This is a genomic window from Pseudomonas sp. TH37 (genome assembly GCF_016650735.1).
Lineage (GTDB): Bacteria > Pseudomonadota > Gammaproteobacteria > Pseudomonadales > Pseudomonadaceae > Aquipseudomonas > Aquipseudomonas farris.
Window position 1 is genome coordinate 215,864 of record NZ_JAEKFD010000010.1, and the last position, 20,089, is coordinate 235,952.

Sequence of the window (20,089 nt, forward strand, 5' to 3'; positions counted from 1 at the left end):
GGACGCCGCTTTGGGTATTATCCAACGGCATTCTCCACCCGCTTTTCGCCATAGAGGGACGCACAGAACTGCGCGATCACCCTGAACACTTCCGGCTGGGTCAACAACGTCATGTGGTTGGCCGACGCCACCTCGATCATCTCGAAATTCGGCAATTGTCGCTGCCACTCCTGCCAGTAATCGGCGTGGTTGAAAGCGGCGAACTCCTGGCTGTCGGTGGAGAAAAACGGCTCCAGTTCGCCCATCCACAAACCGCTGGCGTTGCGAAAGTAATAGCAGGCGACGTCCGAGGCTTTGGGCAATGGCTGGATTCGATAATGCTGGACCTGATACGCCTGTTGGATCTGCGTCACCTGCGCCATCAGTTGCTGCAAACGCTCGTCGCTGGTCTTCATGCCCCGCTGCCGGGCCAGTGCCGTCAATTGCTGCCGGTAGTCCGCTGGCGCCAGCGACAGATCGACTTCATCGCGATGGATCAACACCTCGGCGAAGCGCTCCGGGGTCTGGCCGATGGTCATCTGCAAGGACATGTTGACGGTCTGCAACAGGCGGGTCTTGTCGCACAGGCGTGCGGTGCGTTCGCCGGTCACGTCCGGTGAATCGAGCATCACCAGGCTGGTGACGGTTTCCCCCAGTTCCTGCAACTGCCGGGTCACTTCGTACGCCAGCATGCCGCCCAGCGAATAGCCGCCCAGATCGTACGGGCCCTGCTGCTGAACCGACTGGATGACCTGGACGTAATAGGCCGCCATCGCCTGAATCCCCTGCAACGGCGCGCGATCGGTCATCCAGCCTCTGGCCTGAAGCCCGAAGAACGGGCGTCGAATATGCTGGGCCAGGCCCTGATAGATTTCACTGCCGCCCAAGGCACCATGGAACCAGAACACCGGCCTGCCATGTTGCACCTGATTGAGTCGTTGCAGCTCAGGGAAGCGCGTCGTCGAACCGCTCAACAGGCCGATGATTTCCGGAGGCAGCACCGGCTTTTTGAAACTGGCAGATGCGCTCAGCAATTGAAGGACATCACCGAGGGTCAGGCACTGCTGGATGTCGGCCAGGGTAAGTCCGGGATCAATCTGCGCTTGCACCTGCATGGCCCACTGCAGCATGACGATGGAGTCGGCGCCGTAGGCGTTGAGTGGCTTGGCAGGCGACAAGTCTTTGGGTTGCATGCCCAGCAAGTCGGCCAGCAGACGCAGGCCCTGTTCGACAGCGGTGTGGTGTTTGCCCACTGCCGGGCTGACCGGGCTCGCGTCCGTGACCTCCTCACGCAACGCCTTGTTTGACTGTTCCAGCCAGTAACGCTGCTTGTCGAAGCCATAGGTGGGCAAGGCGATAAGGCGTGCACCGTTATTTCGCGCGAGCCTGTCCCAGGCAATCTCGCCGCCCTGGGTCCAGAGCAGTGCCAGTTGTTTCCGGTCATCAGCCTCGATCAGGCCGTTGCTCAGCGCCACGGCACCCGCACCGGACAGCAAGCTGGCCAGTGCCGCCGACACTTCGTCGACATTGCCGAAGGCCAGTGGCAAATCGAGTGTTTCCAGTACGGTCATCGGTTCGCCCTGCTCCAGTGGCCGCAGGATATCGGCCAACACCGTGCGCAATTCGCCGGTGCTGCTTACTTGTAACGCCAGCCGCAGCGGCATCGCTTCCCGGCCGGTTTGCAGAGTGTGGGCCAGATCCTTGAGCCGAAGATCCGGATGGGCATCCAGATGCCGCGCCAACCTGGCCACCGCCTGCTGCAACGAACCGCTGCTGTTGGCTGACAACGGCACGATATGCACAACACCGTCTTCTGGCGGCACTACGTCGGGCGCGGACGCTGTCGGATATTCCTCGATAATCAGATGGGCATTGGAGCCCCCGGCACCAAACGCGCTGAGTGATGCCCGGCGCGGAACGGATTGCCACACGCCATCGATCTCGACCACCGGCTGAGGCCAATCGGCCAGGGTACGTTGCAGCACGAACGGCGAGTGTTCGAAATCCAGCTTGGGATTCAGTGGCCCCAGCACCAGCGACGGCGCCAGCTGCCGGTGTTGCAGTTGCAGCACCAGCTTGCTGAGCGCGGCCATGCCCGAAGCCGCTTCGGCATGGCCGATGTTGGATTTGACCGAGCCAATGGCGCAGGACTGACTGGCAACCCCCGCTTCGTTAAAAATGCGGCTCAGCGCGCTCAGCTCGATGGCGTCGCCCATCGCCGAACCATTGGCCGCCGACTCGACGTAACTGACGGTGCACGGGTCAATCCCCGCGCGCTTGAAGTTGCGGTCGATCAGCGCCGCCTGCACCTTGGCGCTCGGCACCGAGAAGCCATGGGTGTGGCCGCCGTGGTTGGTGGCGGTCGACTTGATCACCGCCAGGATGTGGTCGCCATCGCGCTCGGCGTCAGCCAGGGTCTTGAGCAACACCGCCCCGACGCCCTCTGCCGGCAGATAACCGTCGCCGTCGGCAAAGCTGCGGCTGCCGGCATGACTGCCGAGCACCTGGCCGACGCTCAGGCCAATGTACTTTTTCGGATGCAGGGTCAGGTTGACGCCGCCGGCAATCGCCAGCCGACAGTCGCCATTGCGCAGCGCTTCGCCAGCGGCATGGATCGCCGAGATCGACGAGGAACACATGGTGTCGATCGCCAGGCTTGGCCCCTGAAAGTCAAAGAAATAGGACACTCGGTTGGCAATCGCGCTGTAGGACGTCACCGACACCAGCGACTCCCGGACCAGATCCGACTCGAACGCCTGGTACTGCTGGTACATCACACCGACAAACACACCCACCTGTTGTTGATAGCGTTGCTTGATCTGTTGCCGGGTGATCCCGGCGCTTTCCAGCAGGTTCCAGCAGGTTTCCAGGAACAGCCGGTCGTTGGGGTTGATGATTTGCGCCTCTCGGGGCGAGAGGTTGAAAAACAGCGGATCGAAATCCTCGACCCCGTCGAGAAAGCCGCCCCACTTGCAGTACGTCTTGTCGAAGCGGTCGCGCGCCTCGTCAAAGTACGCCTGGTGATCCCAGCGCGCGGTCGGCACTTCGCTGATCAGGTCTTCACCGCCAGCAATTTTTTGCCAGAACGTTTCCAGGTCTTCGACACCGGGGTAGCGGCCACTGAGGCCGATGATCGCCAGATCGCGGTTGTTGCTGGCCGCTGGCACGGTTACTGGCGGTTGACGGCGGCTGTGCTGGCGCCGGGACTCTTGTGCCGTGGCTATTGGCGGCGCTTTTTCGGAGGGAATGCGGCGCCTGGCCGGCTCGGCCATCAGCAACTGCCGCATCATTTCGGGGTGCTGCCGGATGAAGTAGTCGCTCAGTTCGCGCACGGTCTGGTGTTCGTACAACAGGGTGTTTGGCAGCGAGCCAAAGGTGCGTTCCAGTTGAGTGGTCAGCTCGGTAAGCATGATCGAGTCGACCCCGTAACGCTCGAACGAGCCGTCACTGTCGATCTTATCCAATGGCCGCTTGAGGGTTTTCGACAATAGTTGCTTGAAATGCCGGATCGCCAGCGCGTTCAGGTCGCCCTCCACGGTTTGCGCCAAGGGTGCCGCCTCGACCGGCGCTTGGGTGATTGGCGCAGCTGGCGGCTCCTGCCACTGCCCGGCGATAAACGTCTTGATCCTGGCGATATCCCCTTCCAGCACCATCCAGCGTTCGGCGCCCTGAGCATCGGCCAAAGCCCTGCGTAAAAAGTCCAGGCCGCCACTGTCGCTCAAGGGTTGAATCCCGGTCTGCTCGACCATCTGTTGCTCGCGTTGAGCATCGATCTGCATCCCGCCGTTGCGCCACAGCGGCCAGTTGATCGCCAGGGTGCGGCCCCGACGGCGACCAGCCTGGGTCTCGCGATTACGCCAGCCGGCCCACTCGTCCATGAACGCGTTGGCCAGCGCATAGTCGCCCTGCCCCGGATTGCCGATCACGGTGCTGACCGATGAGAACAGCACAAAACAGTCCAGCGGCAGATGCGCGCTGGCGCGATCCAGGTTGAGTACGCCCGCCACCTTGGGTGCCAGCACCGCCGTCAGATCGGCCTCGCTTTTGTTCTTGAGCAAGCTGTCGCGGGTGATGCCGGCGCAGTGGAAAATCCCGTTGATCGTGCCGACCGCTTGCTCGCACCGTGCGATCAGCGCCTCGACTGCGCGTGGGTCGGCGACGTCCAGCGCTTCAACTTGCACCTCGGCACCCAGTGCCTTGATCGCCTCGATTCGTCCGCTGACTTCGGCTGAACGTTGACTGGCCGAACGGCTGGCCAGGACCAGCCTCACGCCCCGTGCCTGCCGGGCGATGCTTTCGGCCAGCAACAAGCCCAGGCCGCCTGTGCCACCGGTCAGCAGGTAGACCCCGCCATCGCGCCATGGCGTGGCGTCAGCATCCGGCAGCAACGTCTCCTGCCAGGATGCCACCTGACGGCGACCGCCCTGGTAACGCACCCGCTCATCGTCCTGCTGGCCATTGTCGATCAGCCACTGCGGCGAGAGGCTACCGCGCACTTCGATTGATTGGGCGGCAGCGATCAGTCCTTCGTTTTTTGCGGTCTTCAGCAGCGCCGACAGCGAGGCGAAGACCGGGGCGGTTTCATCAAGGTCGGCAAGAACCAGTTGCACCAGCGTGTCCGCAGGGCAGGTTTTCAAAAGGTTGATCAGGAAACCCGCCAGTAATGGCAGCGCGACTGCGGGGTCATCCGACAGCACGGGCAGCCGTTCGATATCGATCTGCCGACTGTCACCCACCAGCGCCCGACAGCGATCCACCAACTGGTCCAGCGCAACGGGTTGATCACCGGCCAACACCATCACCTGCCGGGTGAAGTTTCGATGAGCCGTATGGACGAATTCTTTATCGCGCCAGACCGGTGTCATGGTCAGCACGGGCGTGGCTGCCGGTTCAAGTCTTCTCGACGAAAAACCTTGCAGGCGCAGTGCGATGCGGCCCTGCTCATCGCAAATATCCACGTCCAGCTTGTTGATACGCCCCGGCTGGTGGCTGGCGCTGTAGCGCACCCACGCATGGCAGGGCTGGTTGAGCAGGTTCAGGTCGCCAAAAATCACCGAGTCCAGCGCAAACGGCACCAGCGGTTGGCGCTGCTGGTCCGGCGGAGTCGGCTCCAGTAGCGCCAGCCCTAATGCCGCCTGCAATGCAGAATCGAGCAGGCCGGGAGACAGGCCGCGCTCAGTGCCTTCGTCCGCCAATACCAGCCTGGCCAACACTTGGCCGTTGCCCGCCTGCAACGCGCCGATCTGGCGAAAGTGATCGCCGTATTCCAGTCCCATGTCGCCGAAAATCTCGTAGCACTGCGCGGGCGCCAGTCGTTGCTCGGTCGTGGCGGCAGCGATGGCTTGCAGGTCCAGCGGCGCCAGACTCTCGGCGGCTCCGACCGTCGCCACACCGACGCAATAGCTCGGGCCGTCGGCCGGCGTGCCACGAATTTCAAAACGAATCTCGCCGTTGTCCTGCTCCGCCAACTCGATGTCGATGGCCAGCTCGCCGCCGTCATGGCGCATGGGTTGGCGCCAGGCGATGTTCTTCAGGCGAACCACTGCGCGCTCATTGGCCAGCGACAGTTCAAGCGCCACCCTGGCGATTTCCAGATAAGCCACACCCGGCAGGATCTTCAAACCACTGACCCGATGTTCGGCAAAAAACCATTCATTGCCGTCAAACCGGCTGCTGAAACGTTGTCCTGCCAGATCCGACGTATTGCGCTGTACCAGTGGATGCAGCCACGCCTCGCCCGTGCGCTCGAGCGCAGGAGATTCGCTGATCCAGTACCGCTCGCGGCTGAAGGGGTAAGTCGGCAGCGAGATTCGGCGCGGCTGGCTTTGTTGATACAGCTGACGCCAGTCCACGGTTGCGCCCCGGCGCCACAGCGTCAGCACGCTGTCGATATTTTGTTGTTGCAGGGCCCGAAGCACCTCGTCCGGCGCAATCTTGCTGGCAGGCTTACCGCCTTCGCCGGGGCCGCTGGCATGCAGTTGGCTCAACAGACTGTCGCGGCTGTTCGCCACAATCACCAGTCGGTATTCCATCGCCTCGCGACCCAGTTGCAGGCTGGCGGCCAGATCCGCAAGAACCACCTGAGGCTGGCGTTGCAGAAAATCGATCAACTGCTCAACCCGCGACTGCAGCGCTTCGAGGGTTTTGGCAGACAGCGGAAATATCGTCGCGGCGACCCCGTGTTCCGTCAGCGCAGGAACAAGTTCAACCGCCTCCAGCACAACATGAGCATTGGCCCCGCCAAACCCGAACGAGCTGACACCCGCCCGGCGCGGCGCCTTGTTGCCCTGGCTGTCGGATAATTGCGGCCACTCCCGGCCAGCCTGCAGGACCTCGAACGGACTGCCGGCCAGATCGATATACGGATTGAGCTGTTCGCTGTGCAGGCTCTTGGGCAGATAACCCTGCTTTAGCGCCAACAGCGTCTTGATTACCCCGGCAATGCCGGCGGCGGATTCGAGGTGGCCGATATTGGTTTTCACCGAGCCGAGATAACAGCGCTGCCCAGCACTGGCGCCCAGTTCGGCAAAGGCCTGCTTGAGGCCACTGATCTCGATCGGATCGCCCAGGCGCGTGCCGGTGCCGTGGACTTCGATGTAACCGAGGCTGTTGATGTCGATGCCCCGGCAGGCCTGTTTGATCAGGTCGGCCTGGGCCTTGGGATTGGGTGCTGTCAGCGAGTTGGCGTGGCCGCCATGGTTTTCTGCCGAGCCGATAATCGTCGCGACAATGTTGTCGGCATCGGCCAGTGCCTGCTGATAGTCCTTGAGGATCAACACCCCGACGCCTTCACCGCGCACATAACCGTCGGCATCGGCGGCAAAGGCCTTGCAGCGCCCGGTGGGGCTGAGCATACCGGCCTTGAGCGCACCGATGAACACCATCGGCTCAAAGCACAGATTGACCCCACCGGCGACCGCCACCATGCAGTCACCGTTGAGGATCGACTGCGCAGCCTTGTGTATTGCCACCAGCGAGCTGGAACAGGCGGTATCGATGGGCGCGCTGGGGCCATGGAAATCGAACAGGTAGGAAATGCGATTGGCGATGATCGAATGCGCATTGCCCGTGGCGTCGTGCGCGCCGGCTTCGGAACGGGCCAACAGACCGTTGTAGTCGGCGGAAGAGACGCCGATAAACACCGAGGTGTTACTGCCACGCAGGTTGTGCGGGCAGATAGCGGCGTCTTCGAAAGCGGCCCAGGTCTGCTCCAGCACCAGACGGTGCTGTGGGTCCATGGCCTCGGCTTCGCGGGCGGATATCTTGAAGAAGTCGGCATCGAACGCGGTCGGGTCATTGATGAAACCGCCCGGGCAGGTGAATGTCTCGCGCAGGTGAGCACGCTCGGCAATGCCCGGCAGATGCCAATACGGCAGCTCGCTGATCTGCGAGCGCTCCTCCATCAGCAGTTGCCAGAATTGTTCGGCGTTGTCGGCACCGGGAAAACGCCCGGAAAAACCGACAATCGCCACCCTGGCAGTCGGCGCTGGCGATGGCGCGCTGCCTTGTGTTGGTTCACCGATCTGCCGCCGGGTGCGTGGCGCCGGCGTGGTCGGGTGTTGTTGAGTGGGCCGCTGATTAGGCAGGCGGATGTCATGTGCATCGTTCGACGTAGTGTTGTTCATTGTTCTGAATGCCCTTACCGTCCTGGTTTACCCGGCGGCATCGCCTGCCAGGTCAACTCTTCAGATCAATTGAATGGTTTCTAGACGGCTTGCAGCTTTGCCGCCAGCTCGCCCAGTTGCTGCTTTTCATAAAACAGGTCTGGCATCAGTTTGGTGCCGAAGCGTTTGTTCACGCTGTCCGTCAGTTGCACCACCATGATCGAGTCCAGCCCCAGGTCATGAACCTGCGCCGACTCGCCAATCTCCTGCGGCGCAAACCCCAGCTTGTGCTGCAACTCTTGCTGGATAAACGCGAGAATCCGCTCGCCGAGGGCGGATTCGCCATCACCGTCCTGCGCTGGCAAACGGGCGCTGACAGGCTGCGTCGTCGGCTCAGACAATGGCCGAACGACCGCTGCAACGGTCCCTGCCAGCCAGTGGTGATCGTGGCGGATATTGGCCAGTTCCTGCGCGCCAAGATGCAGGCTGACCCGATCAGCCTTGAGGCAAATCCGCGCCTGCTCATCCAGCACCAGCACGCTGAACGCCAATGCATCAGCGTTGAGCCCGATCCGCGTCAGGATCACCGAGAATTGGCCGGCGGGCTGTTCGTAGCAACACAACTGCTCGATATTGCGCACGATGACCCGGCCTTGTGGCAGCCCCAGCTCTTCGAGCAACAGGTAAAACGCCTTGTCGAGGGTGGTCGCCAGATACGGCGACAGTTGAAGAGTGTCGGCATGGTGATTGTGCCGATTGACCGGTGGCCGGCCTTCCAGCAACAGGCCGCTGCGGCTGATGACCAACTCGCCCTGGTTGTCGAGGTACGGCGAAAAATCGTAACCGGCTTGTGCCAGTCGCTGGCTGACATCGGCGGCCCCCCTGTGCCCCGACCGGCCATTCAACAGCTCACTGGCCGCGTCCAGCAACGACTGCGCCAGTGCCGGTTCGTTGCCGGTCAACGGGTTGATCAGGGCAAAGCCCAGGTTGACCGACTGCTCGCCCTGGCGCCACACATCGAACTCCAGCTCCAGCTGCCCTTCATCAATTTCCAGCAAACGGTACGCCAGCCCGCTGACCGTCGCCCAGTCGGCGATAAAGTGCTCGAACGCGCAGGACACCGACAGCGTGCACCCGTCAAACCGCGACACCAGCGCCGGCATCGCCAGCGCGACGTCGGCAAAGTTGAAGGTGCTGATACGCTGCCCCTCTGGCGCCCGGTAAACGTAATCAAGCAATTGCGCCGGGACGAAGTCGGTGCGAAACAGCGCGCCCGGTTGGGTTGTCGAGCAGTTCTCGGCCACCAGTGGGTGCAGTTTTCGGGTGAATGACAGTGGATTGATGATTGCCGACTCGTAGCCTGGCTCGGTGTACCAGCAGCGGTTCTTTTCGAAGGCGTAGACCGGCAGGCTGATGCGCTGCGGCTGCTGGCCATACAGGCCTGCCCAATCGACATTATTGTCGCCGCTCAGCCACTGGCTCAGCAGCGGCGCCAATGGGCCGTCCGTGTCTGGCAGCTGTGCCGCATCGGTTTCCTGAAAGCGGTAGAACGTCGTGCTGCCGTACCGCCCATCGATACAGGCGGTCAGCGTGTCCAGCAGCGCCTGTCGGCTGTCGCAGCGGACGACCAAGCGGTTGCGCAGGTTGTTCTTGCCGACCTGCAGCGTATAGGCGATCTGCGCCAGCGACGCCTCGCTGCTCGCCAGCCAGTCCCTGAAGCAGGTCAGGTTTTCCACCAGCACCGAGAGCTTGTGCACCGAGAACACAAACGCCAGACGCTCGTCGGCAATCTGCCCGGCGCTGTCTGCTGGCTGCGGATATTCCTCGACGATCATGTGCGCGTTCATGCCGCCGGCGGCAATCGAGGTCAGCCCGGCACGACGTGGAAACTGTTGTTTTTCGCCGTTGATCACGCGCTCCGGGCGCCGCCATTGCGTCAACTGCTGCGGCACCATGAACGGCGTATCGGCGAAGTCGATGTCCTGATTGAGCAGGCCCGAATGGATCGACGGCGCAATCTGCCCGTGCTTGAGTTGCAACAGGGTCTTGGTCAACCCGGCCACGCCCGATGCGGCCAACAGGTGGCCGATGTTCGACTTGATCGAGCCGAGGTAACAGAACTGCTTGTCGTCGGTGTCGCGGCTGAACGCGTTATTGAGCCCCAGCACTTCGATCGGATCCCCCAGCCGCGTGCCCGAACCATGCCCTTCGACATAGGAAATCGACGACGGGTGCACCTTGGCCTGCTCCATCGCCTGACGGATTGCCAGGGTTTGCAGGTCCGGGTTGGGCACGTTGAAACCGTTGCGTTCACCGGCATTGGTGATGGCCGAGCCCTTGATCACGCCGTAGATCTGATCGCGATCGGCAATCGCCCGGTCCAGGCGCTTGAGCAGCACCGCCCCGACCCCTTCGCCGATCACCGTGCCGTCGGCGCCCACCCCATAGCTGTTGACCGACTCGGAGGTGATCGAGGTGAAGTTGCCCTGTGAGGTATTGACCGCCGTATAGGGGTGGTACATCAGGTTCAGGCCGCCGGCCAGCACCATCATGGTCTCGTCGTGGCGCAGCATCTGGAACGCGGTGTGGATGCAGGTCGAGGACGACGAGCACATAGTGTCGATAAACAGGCTCGGCCCGGTCAGGCCGTAGAAATAAGACACGGTCATCGGGATGGTGGCCATGCCCGAACCGGAGGCGATGGCGCCGCCGGACAAATTGTGCTCGAAGCCGTAGTAGTGATAGTCGTTGGTCATAGCGCCCAGCAACACGCCGACGTTGCCGCCATAACGGCTTTGCAGGGTTTCACGCGAATAGCCGGCGTCTTCGAAGGTGTGCACCGCCGCTTGAAGAAACAGCCTGACTTCCGGCGACATGTGATCGGCATAGACCTTGGGCATCTTGAAATAGCTGTAGTCGAACTTGTCCACGTCCTTGATGAAGGAGCCGTTGATGCAGGTGGTCTTGCCCAGCACGTCACGGTTCTTGTAGTAGAGCTTGCGGTGGTCCCAGCGCTCGGCAGGGAACTCGCTCATGCTGTCGACGCCGTTGGCGAGGTTCTGCCACAGTTGATCCATGTTGTCCGCGCCGGGGTAATAACCGCCCAAGCCGATCACGGCGACGTATTGCGCCAGGTCACTGTCCTCGACCTGTTCAACGGAGGCAGGCGTGGCAGGTGCGAAACGATTGAATACTGACTCACTTGAAGGCGCCGGGACGACCGCTGCCGGCTCCGGCTGCGGCTCATCACCGCCGAACATTGCGGCAAACCGCTCGCGATATTTCACTGCGAAATGATCGACCATGCCGGCAATGTTGACGTGCTCGAACAGCAGGGTCTTGGGCAGCGAGCCGAGGTGTTTTTCCAGCTCATTGGTCACTCCCACCGCCATGATCGAATCGAAGCCATAGACCTCGAATTTTTCCGCGGGATGGATTTTCGCCGCATCGATCTGGGTGACCTTGGCAATGATCCGGGTGACAAAGGTTTCGATGTGCTTTCGCAGTTCGCTGTCGCTGAGACTCGTCGTTGCGCTTGCCTGTTGCGACGCTGATTTTGCCGCAGGTTGAGCAGGCGTTATCTGGCCAATGCTCGCCAGCCGCGATGACTCCCCATACACCACCCACGCCTGCGCGCTGACCGAGTGCGTCAACAGTTGCCGCAGACTGCCGAGGCCTTCTTCCAGCGGCATGGGCACGATGCCGAACTGTTCGCGCATCTGCTGCTCGATCACCGCCGCCAGACGCATGCCACCATCGCGCCACAGCGGCCAGTTGATGCTCAGCGAGCGTCCCTTGCGCTTGCCGTCGGCGGCGAGGTTCTGCCGGTAGTGCATGAACGCGTCCATCCAGGCATTGGCGCAGGCATAGTCCGCCTGCCCCAGATTGCCCAGCGCCGCCTGGGAAGAACAGCACAGCAGAAAATCCAGTGGCCGCTCGCCGATGGCCCGGTCCAGCGCCTCGATACCGGCGACTTTCGCCGCCAGCACCTGTTCGAAGTCACTGGCGGACTTGTGGATGATCAGGCTGTCGCGGATCACCCCGGCGCTGTGGATCACCCCGTGCAGTTCGCCCTGCTCGGCATAAATGCCGTCAATCCACTGCCTGACCGCCGCTGTGTCGCTGACATCCAGTGGCTGGTAAAGCACACGGGCGCCGAGCGCTTCCAGTTGCTCGAACTTTTGTTGCGCAGGCGCGCTCAGGACCGAGCGTCCCGCCAGGTACAGCACGGGGTTGCGGCAACTGCTGGCGATCTGTTCAGCGAAGATCAGACCGAGACCACCGGCACCGCCCGTGATCGCATAGACACCGGCATCGCGAAATGGACCCGGCTCAGGGTGTGGCGCCGATTCTGCGGCCAGCTCGCGCCACTGACTGCCGTAGAGGCTGCCATTGGCGAAGATCCGCACCCGTTGCTGACAATGGAAGCGGCTCTGCTCGGCGATCACGAGACTCATCGCCGTGTCGCCCATGTCAGGGTCCACCGCCACCAGTCGGACCTTCAACTCGCAGTTTTCAATCATCGCGGTACTCAGCAACGCATCCAGTGCACTGAGGCGCAGGTCATCCTGGCCTTGGCCGACATACAGTTGCAGGTAGTCGCCCGCCTTGGCGTCCCGTTGCTGCAAGGACTTGAGCAGCGCCAGCGCCGCCGTCTGGTAAATCGCTGCACTGGTTTCGCCCGGCGCACCGGGCAAGACGCTGACCTGGCCGCCGAACTGCCGACGCAACTCGGTCACCACCGCATCCGGCAGTCCCAACAGCAACAGGTGTGGCCGAACATCAGCCGGCAGCGCTTCGCCGGGACTGTCGAGGGGCTGCCAGAACGGGGTGCGGATCAGGCGACCAAGGGCTTCGCCGGGCTGCGGCGTGACCTGGGCCGGTGTCTGTTCAGCGCCGGTCCGGCGCGAGCTGAAGCCCTCCAGTTGCAGCAGGCATTCGCCAGCGTGGTTGCAGATCTGCAGATCGATTTTCTCAATTGCCGCGCCGTCTGGCATTGCACGTCGAGTCGCGATTACCGTCAGCGGCCCGAGGCGCAGCGATTGTTCGACCGAGCCATACAGGCGCAGGCTTTCCAGGGCAAACGGCAGCGCCGGTTCGGTAGCAGCCTGTTGCCCGCTGCCCAGCGAGGCGGCGATGTGCAGCGCGCTGTCAAGGATGCCCGGAGGCAGCAGTACGCCGTCCATCTTCGGATCAAGCGCTGCGCCGGACAACTGGCCTAGTACCCGGTCGCGACCCATGTGGATCTGCCCGGCCGCGCGAAAGCTTTTGCCGTAATGCACGCCAATGGCATCGAAGTCGCGATACAGCGCCTCATGGCTGCGCTCGCCGAGGTTGCAGGCAGCCGCCAGTTGCGCCAGCTCTAGCGCTGGCGGCGTGGCGGCGGCAACGGTTGCCAGCAGCGCGTCGCCCTGGGCGTGCAGTTGCTGCGCAGTGCCATCAAAGCTGTAAATCCTGAAGGACAGGCTGTCACCGGCGCTGGGCGTCAACTCACAGAACAGCTCGACCTCGCGAGTATCGCCGGCCACCGCAAAGGCCAGTGGCCGCAACCAGACCATGTTGCGCAACGTGATGTGCTGCGCTGGCAGTTCACTGGCCCGGACAATCGCTTCGCGAGCCATTTCCAGATAAGCGGCGCCGGGGAAAATCAACTGCTCGCCGATCCGGTGATCGGCCAGAAACGTCTCGCGACCGCTGAAGCGGCTGACAAAACACTGACGTGCCAAGGTCGAGATATTGCGATGCAGCAACGGGTGCAGTCGCGCCACACCCGAGCCAGCATCGGGCTGTGAGCGCTGACGAACTTCGGGCCAATAACGCTCGCGGGCAAACGGATAACCCGGCAGCGATACACGCGGCGGCGTCGCCACAAACAGCCGCCGAGCGTCGATGTCATAGCCTTGGCGATAACAGTCCGCCAGCCCTGACAACAGCTCGCGCAGCTCGTTTTCATCGGCACTGAGGCTGTCGTCCAGCAACTGCTCGATATAACGCGCAACGGTTTTGCGCGGGGCAAATTCGCGCTCGACTTCGCCACCAAACAGGTTGGGGCGTTTTTCGCCGGCTAGATAACGTTGCAGGCCGTAGCGCGCTTCTTCCAGGTCCGCCGCCACCAAGGCCAGGCGATAACGGAAGTGGTGCCGGCCTTCGAGCAACGTATGGCTGATCGACGGCAACTGCTGATCAAGGTAACCGCCCTGCTCCAGCGCCACGTTCAATTGCGCGGCTTTTTCCTGCAAGGCTTCGGCGGTTTTGGCCGAGAGCACCAGCAGGTAGCAAGGCCGGCGCAGCGCCGCGCCAGCGTGCTGTGGGCTGTAGCTTTGCAACACCACATGGGCGTTGGTGCCGCTCATGCCGAAGGCACTGACCGCGCCGATCCGCTCACGATCGCGTCCTGCCTGCGGCCAGGCCTTGTTGGCCTTGTTGACGTAGAACGGGCTCTGTTGCCACTGGATATAGTCGTTTTCCTGCTCGCAATGCAGGCTCGCCGGAATAGTTTCGTGACGCAACGCCTGCAACAGGCTGATGACGCTGACCAGCCCCGAGGCGGCAAACGTGTGGCCCAGATTGGTCTTGGTCGAGGTCAGCGCGCAATGGCCCGCCGTATTGCCCCGGAACGCATCGTTGAGGGCGTTGATTTCTACCGGATCACCCAGTTGGGTGCCAGTGCCGTGGGTGACGATGTAGTCCACCGCCTGGGTGTCGATTCCGGCGCGGCGATAAACGTCTTCCAGCAGGCGTTGCTGGGAAACGCCGCTGGGCGCGGTGATGCCGTTGGTCTTGCCGTCGTAGTTGATGCCGCTGGCGCGCAAAACCCCGTAGATGTGGTCGCCATCGGCCTCGGCCCGGGACAGCGGCTTGAGCAACACGCAGCACACTGCCTCGCCCGGCACCATGCCGTTGGCCCGGTGATCGAAGGTGAAGCATTTGCCATCCGGCGAGAGCATTCCGGCCTGGGTCATGCCGATGAAGGCGTCTGGCGAGAAGATCAGATTGACGCCGGCGGCGATGACCATCTCGCATTCGTGGTTACGCAGGCTGGAGGCCGCCTGATGCAGCGCCACCAGCGCCGACGAGCAAGCAGTGTTGATCGCCATGGTCGGCCCGGTGAGATTCAGAAAATACGCCAGCCGCGACGCCAGAATACCGTTATGGCTGGAGGTCAGGCTCTCCTCACCAGCCAGTCGCTGGAAATCGCCCTCCTCGACGCCGACGAACATGCCGACCCGCTGCGCTGCCAACTGACGCGGGCCGATACCGGCGTCTTCCAGGGCGTTCCAGGACTCCTGCAACAGCAGACGCTGTCGGGGATCGAGGTTTTTTGCCTCACGCGGTGAAATCCCGAAAAACAGCGGATCAAATTCGTCGATCCCCGGCACGCTGCCCATCCAGATGCAGCGGGTCTTGGCCGGGTTCTCACGCGGGTCGCCATAATGCTCGCGCCAGTCGTAACGCTCAGCCGGTATTTCGCCGACCAGGTCGCGGCCTTCGGCCAGCAGTTGCCACAGCTCATCGGGCGTGCGGGCGCCGGGGAAGCGACCACTGATACCGATGATCGCGATGGCGTCGGTGTCCGGGCTTGAGGTGATGGTGCTAGTTGCCACGGGTACCGGTTCAGGCGCGCTGGCCACGGTACGCAAGTAGTAGGCCTCAACCGCTTGCCGATACTGCGCCAGCAAATGCCCGGCGAGTTTTGCCAGGGTCGAATGGCTGAAAAACACTTCCGGGGTCAACTTCAGGCCCAAGTGCCGGCTCAGCAGACCGGCATACTCCGCCAGGCTGATGGAGTCGAAACCGAAATCGGCCAGATTGGTGTCTTCGCCGAGCGTCTGGCGTTCGGCATTCAGCGGCCGGCTCGCCAGCTCCCGCAGGTCCCACAGCAGCGACCGCTCAAGGCTCAAACCCTTGAGTTCGGGACGGCTGTGCGCGGGGTTGCGTACCGGACTTACTGACGGTGTTTCAGCTGTGGCTTTTGGTGTCGGTTCATTGATCCCGGCGACCATCTGCTGCAACCGCGCCGGTTGCCCGGCCAGCACCAATACCTGCTCGACGTCGCTGCTGACAATCCGGCGCAGCAATGCCAGGCCTTCGGTGCTTTCCAGCATCCGCTGGCCGCTGGACTTGAGGTAGAACTCGGTCGACTCGCGCTCGCCCACCGCCATGCCGCCGTCACGCCACAGCGGCCAGTTGATCGCCACGACCCGCCGCGTGCGCCCGGTCTGGACATAACGCGCATAGGCCTGCTGGAAACGGTTGGCCATTGCGTAGCTGCATGCGCCCATATCCCCCAGCAACGCCGAGCTTGAGGAGAAATGGCAGATCAATGCCAGCGGTTGCGCCGACAGCACCTCGCCCAGCACCTGCGTGGCCTTGATCTTGGCGTTGAGCACCGCGTTGAAATCAGCCGCCGAACTGACAAATACACTGCCGCTGGCCTTGAGGCCGGCGGCATGGATCAGGCCGTCGATGGGCCCGCTTTGCGGCAGTATCTCGGCCAATGCAGCCGTCATCGCGATACGGTCGGCGCAATCGGCCTGCACATGGAAAATCTTGCAACGCTCATGGCTCAGCGCATCGATTCGCGCCTGTGTGGCCGTCGACAATGGCGAGCGACCGTTGAGCAGCAGATGCAGTTGACCGCTGCTGCGGTGCCTGGCCTGGTTCGACAGTTCGCTCGCCAGCAGCAAGCCCAGCTCGCCGAGTCCACCGGTGATCAGCAGCGTATTGAGTTGCTCCAGCGTCAGCGGCTCGACGGTGGGCTCGGCGAGGGTCGGCGTCAAGACAGGTCGCAGGCTCAGCATGTCCTGGTACAACCTGCTACCGGCCGCTTTGCCGCTGAGTTGCAGCCACACACGGCGCAGCCAGCGACTGTCGTCGGAGTCACGGTGCGGCAAGTCGATGGCCACTTCGACAGGGCAATCCATCACCGCGCCAAGCGAGCGTTCGATGCCGATCCAGGACTCAAGGTGACAGCGTTCAAGCACATCGCCCGCCCGCCCAGCGAGCAGCAAGCGGTCGATGGGCGTTGCGGTGGCGGCCATGGCCTTGAGCAAGGCGACTATTGGGCTGCTGTCGCTGATCCAGCGTCGATCATCCATGCCCCACAGATACAGAATCCGGGTTGCGCCGTGAGCGGACAGCGCCTGTTGCAGTCCTTGCTGCAACTGCTGCGGGTCGTGCGCCGCAACGCGGTAATGGCCCTCCTCGTCGCGGCCATTGGCGTCAGCGGCAGCGATAAAGACCAGCTCGGTGTGCGGGCTCAGGGCGTGGATTTCGCGGGCCAGTTGTTGGCGTAGACGAGGCTCAGTCAACAGGCAGATCACCCGTTTGATCCCGGTCCCCCCAACCGGCTCCTCAACCGAAAGCCATTGCTCGGTGTACGTGAGCAACGTGCCTTCTGCCACGGCGGGTATCGTCGGCGCTTCCAGCCAGTGGCGTTCCTTGGCAAAGGCATAACACGGCAGGCTGATGCGTGCAGGATGCCGGTTCGCGCTATAGAGCTGCGCCCAGTCGATAGTGTCCTCATCGTCAGCACCCGCGAGCCACAGCGCTGCCAGTTGCCGCAGGTCAGCGGCAGCCAGGGCCTGCTCGGCGCTCATGACCGGCGCGGCAACGACGCCACCGCGCTCGCCCGCGATCCAGGCTTGCAGTTGGTGTTGCAACTGTTCAAGGCTGTCGACCGTAAAAATCGCCCGCACCGCCATCGCCTCCCGCCCGGTTTGCAGGGTGTACGCCAGTGCGGCGAGGTCCGGCGTGTGTTGCTTCAGGTGGTCCAGCAACCGCAGCACCTGCTCTTGCAGACGTTGTTCATTGCGTGCGGACACCGGCACCAGCACCTGCTGGCCCTGATGCGTGGCGAACGCGCGTTGCTCGCGATATTCCTCCAGCACCGCATGGGCGTTGGTGCCGGAAAAACCGAAGGAGCTGATTCCAGCTCGTCGCGGTGTGTCTTGTTCCGGCCAGTCACGGCCCTCGGTGTCGATCAGCAACGGTGAGTCATCGAGCTTGATGTGGGCGTTCTGCTCCTTGAAATGCCCCAGCGCCGGCAGTTTCCTGTGTTTCATCTGCTGCAACACTTTGAGTACCCCGGCGATGCCCGCTGCACCCTCGGTGTGACCGATGTTGGCCTTGACCGAGCCGATATGGCAGAAGCCCCGGTCGTCGGTATAGCGCGCAAAGGCGCGTTTGAGTGCATTGATCTCGATCGGATCGCCGAGTCGGGTGCCGGTGCCGTGGGCCTCTATGTAGCTCAGGGTGCGCGGATCGATCCCGGCGTTCTGCCAGGCATGCAAGATCACGTTTTCCTCGCCTGCCACACTTGGCGCCGTCAGCGAAGGTGTGTAACCGCCATGCAGCGCCGCCGAGCCCTTGATCACACCATGGATCGGGTCGCCATCGGCCAGTGCCTGTGCCAGCGGTTTGAGCAGCAGCGTGGCCACGCATTCACCCGGCACATAGCCGTCGGCGCGGGCGTCGAAGGTGTGGCAATGCCCCGTCGGTGACAGCGCGCGGATCGCCGAAAAATAGCGGTAATGCCAGGACGACAGCAGCAAGTTGCTGCCACCGACAAAGGCCATCCCACACTCGCCGTTGCGCAACGCCACGCAGGCGGCGTGCAACGCGACCAGCGACGACGAGCAGGCGGTGTTGAACATCAGGCTCGGGCCTTTGAAGTCGAACCAGAACGAGATCCGGTTGGCCGCGATGGTGCCGCTGCCGGTGGCGATGTACGGGTCCATCGGCAGGCCGAGTTCGCTGATCTTGTCGACGTACTCGTTGAAGCACGAACCGATAAACACCCCGGTATTGCTGCCGCGCAAGCGCTGGATCACCCCGGCATTCTCGGCGCTGCTGTAGGCGCTTTGCAGCAGCAGGCGCACTTGCGGGTCCATCCACTGGGCTTCGCGGCGCGACATGTTGAAAAAGCCGGCGTCGAATTTGTCGACGTCGTCGATGAAACTGCCCCAGCGCGAATAGGTTTTATCCTTGGCGTCGGGATCGGCATCGAACCAGGGCGTGATGTCCCAGTGGTCCGCCGGCACCTGCTTGATCAGTTCAAGGTCTTGCCAGATGTTGCGCCAGAACTGATCCAGATCGGCGGCCTCGCCGAACTGCCCGTGCATGCCGATGATGGCGATATCGGTCTGCGGCTGTTCAGCCCTAAGCTCGGTCATGGGGCCGCTCGTGAGGCCGGGTTCAGTCACCGGGGCAACCTCGCTCGTCTTGCCCTGCTCGCCCAGCAACGGGCTGAACGCCATGCGGTGCTCCTGCCAGAGAAACGTTGCCAGTTCAGCGATGCTCGGGTATTCAAAAAACACCGTGGGTTCCAGCTCGATCAGCGCTGCGCTGGCGATTCGCTGCGCCAGATTGACCAGTTGCATAGACTCAAGCCCCAGGTCCATCAGGTTGCGCTGGCGTTGTTTTTTACCGACCTGACTGGCGCCGATGGCGTGCAGCTGGGACAGCAAATAGTCTTCGAGCGCAGCGCTGCTGCCGGTAATCTCTACGGCGTGCGGCTCAGCCTGATCAACCAGACTGACATCGCGCAACCGCTTCAACGAGCAGCCATTGAACTGGGCAATCAATGCGCCGTCGTCGCCATACAGCTCGGCGTCAAACAATACCAGTTCGCCGGAATTCTTCATCAGACGGGCATGGATCCAGCCGGTTGCCGGTGCCTGGCGCTGATGAAACGTCAGGGATTTGATGCCCAGGGGAATGTAATGACTGGCAAGTTGTTCCCCGGCCAGCAGTGGAACGATGGTCAGGAAAGCGCTGTTGATCAGCAATGGATGCAAACCGTACTGGCGCGCATCGCTCAGCGACACCCGTGACAGTGCCTGACTGCGGTCCGCTTGCTGGTAGAGCGCTTGCAGGGTGCGATAACTCTCACCAATGTGGATCTGCTCGCTGATCTGGTAGATCGATGCCAGTTCCACCGCCGTCATCCCGGCCATGAGTTCAGCAGGTGCTACTTGCTGGCGTTCGACAGCGACCGCCGACAATTCGCCGCTAGCCACCACCTGCCAGGGCGCCAGCGGCGTGCGCCGGCATACCGCCTCGAAGCCGGGCTGAGCGGCACGGATCGCCACTTCAAGCTGCTCGCCTGCGGCCAGCGCCATCGGCGCGGCAAACGTCAGTTTTTTCAGTTGCAGCGCTTCGCCGTCGGCGAGCTGACCCAGGCCGTGCTCCAGCGCCAGGCTGGCATAGGTCAGCCCCAACAGGATCTGCTGGCGATTGAACTGGTGATCGCGCAGGCACGGCTCGTCATGGCGATAGACAGCGGCAGCGATCAGTCCGGCGCTGGCCGAGGGCGCCTCGATCAGACGCGGAGCAACGTCGTGGCGAGCGTCGGCCCTGAGCTTCTCGAATTCCAGCGCCGCTTGTTCGATGCTGATTTCCTGCCGTTGGATCTTGCCGTGCAGAACCCTGATTTTACTGTCCACTGCTCTCTCCAATCCCTGGTTCTGATAGTGCTGCAATACCGAAATACGATGTGTGCCCTG

The 20,089-nt window shown here is 62.6% G+C and carries 2 protein-coding genes; both read right to left on the minus strand.

The genetic code is table 11. The features are described 5' to 3' along the window. Positions 1-17 precede the first annotated feature (17 nt). Complete coding sequence (locus JFU11_RS23390; RefSeq protein WP_201062238.1) at positions 18-7,604, minus strand: type I polyketide synthase; 7,587 nt, start codon at positions 7,602-7,604, stop codon at positions 18-20. Between the two features lie 80 nt (positions 7,605-7,684). Beyond that, positions 7,685-20,029 carry an SDR family NAD(P)-dependent oxidoreductase gene (locus tag JFU11_RS23395; RefSeq protein ID WP_201062239.1) on the minus strand — a complete coding sequence of 4,115 codons (12,345 nt, stop codon included), beginning with the start codon at positions 20,027-20,029 and terminating at the stop codon, positions 7,685-7,687. Positions 20,030-20,089 lie beyond the last annotated feature (60 nt).

Coding starts and splice junctions, on each gene's coding strand:
- JFU11_RS23390 (WP_201062238.1), bottom strand. CDS start 7,604: ATGAACAACACTACGTCGAACGATGCACATGACATCCGCCTGCCTAAT.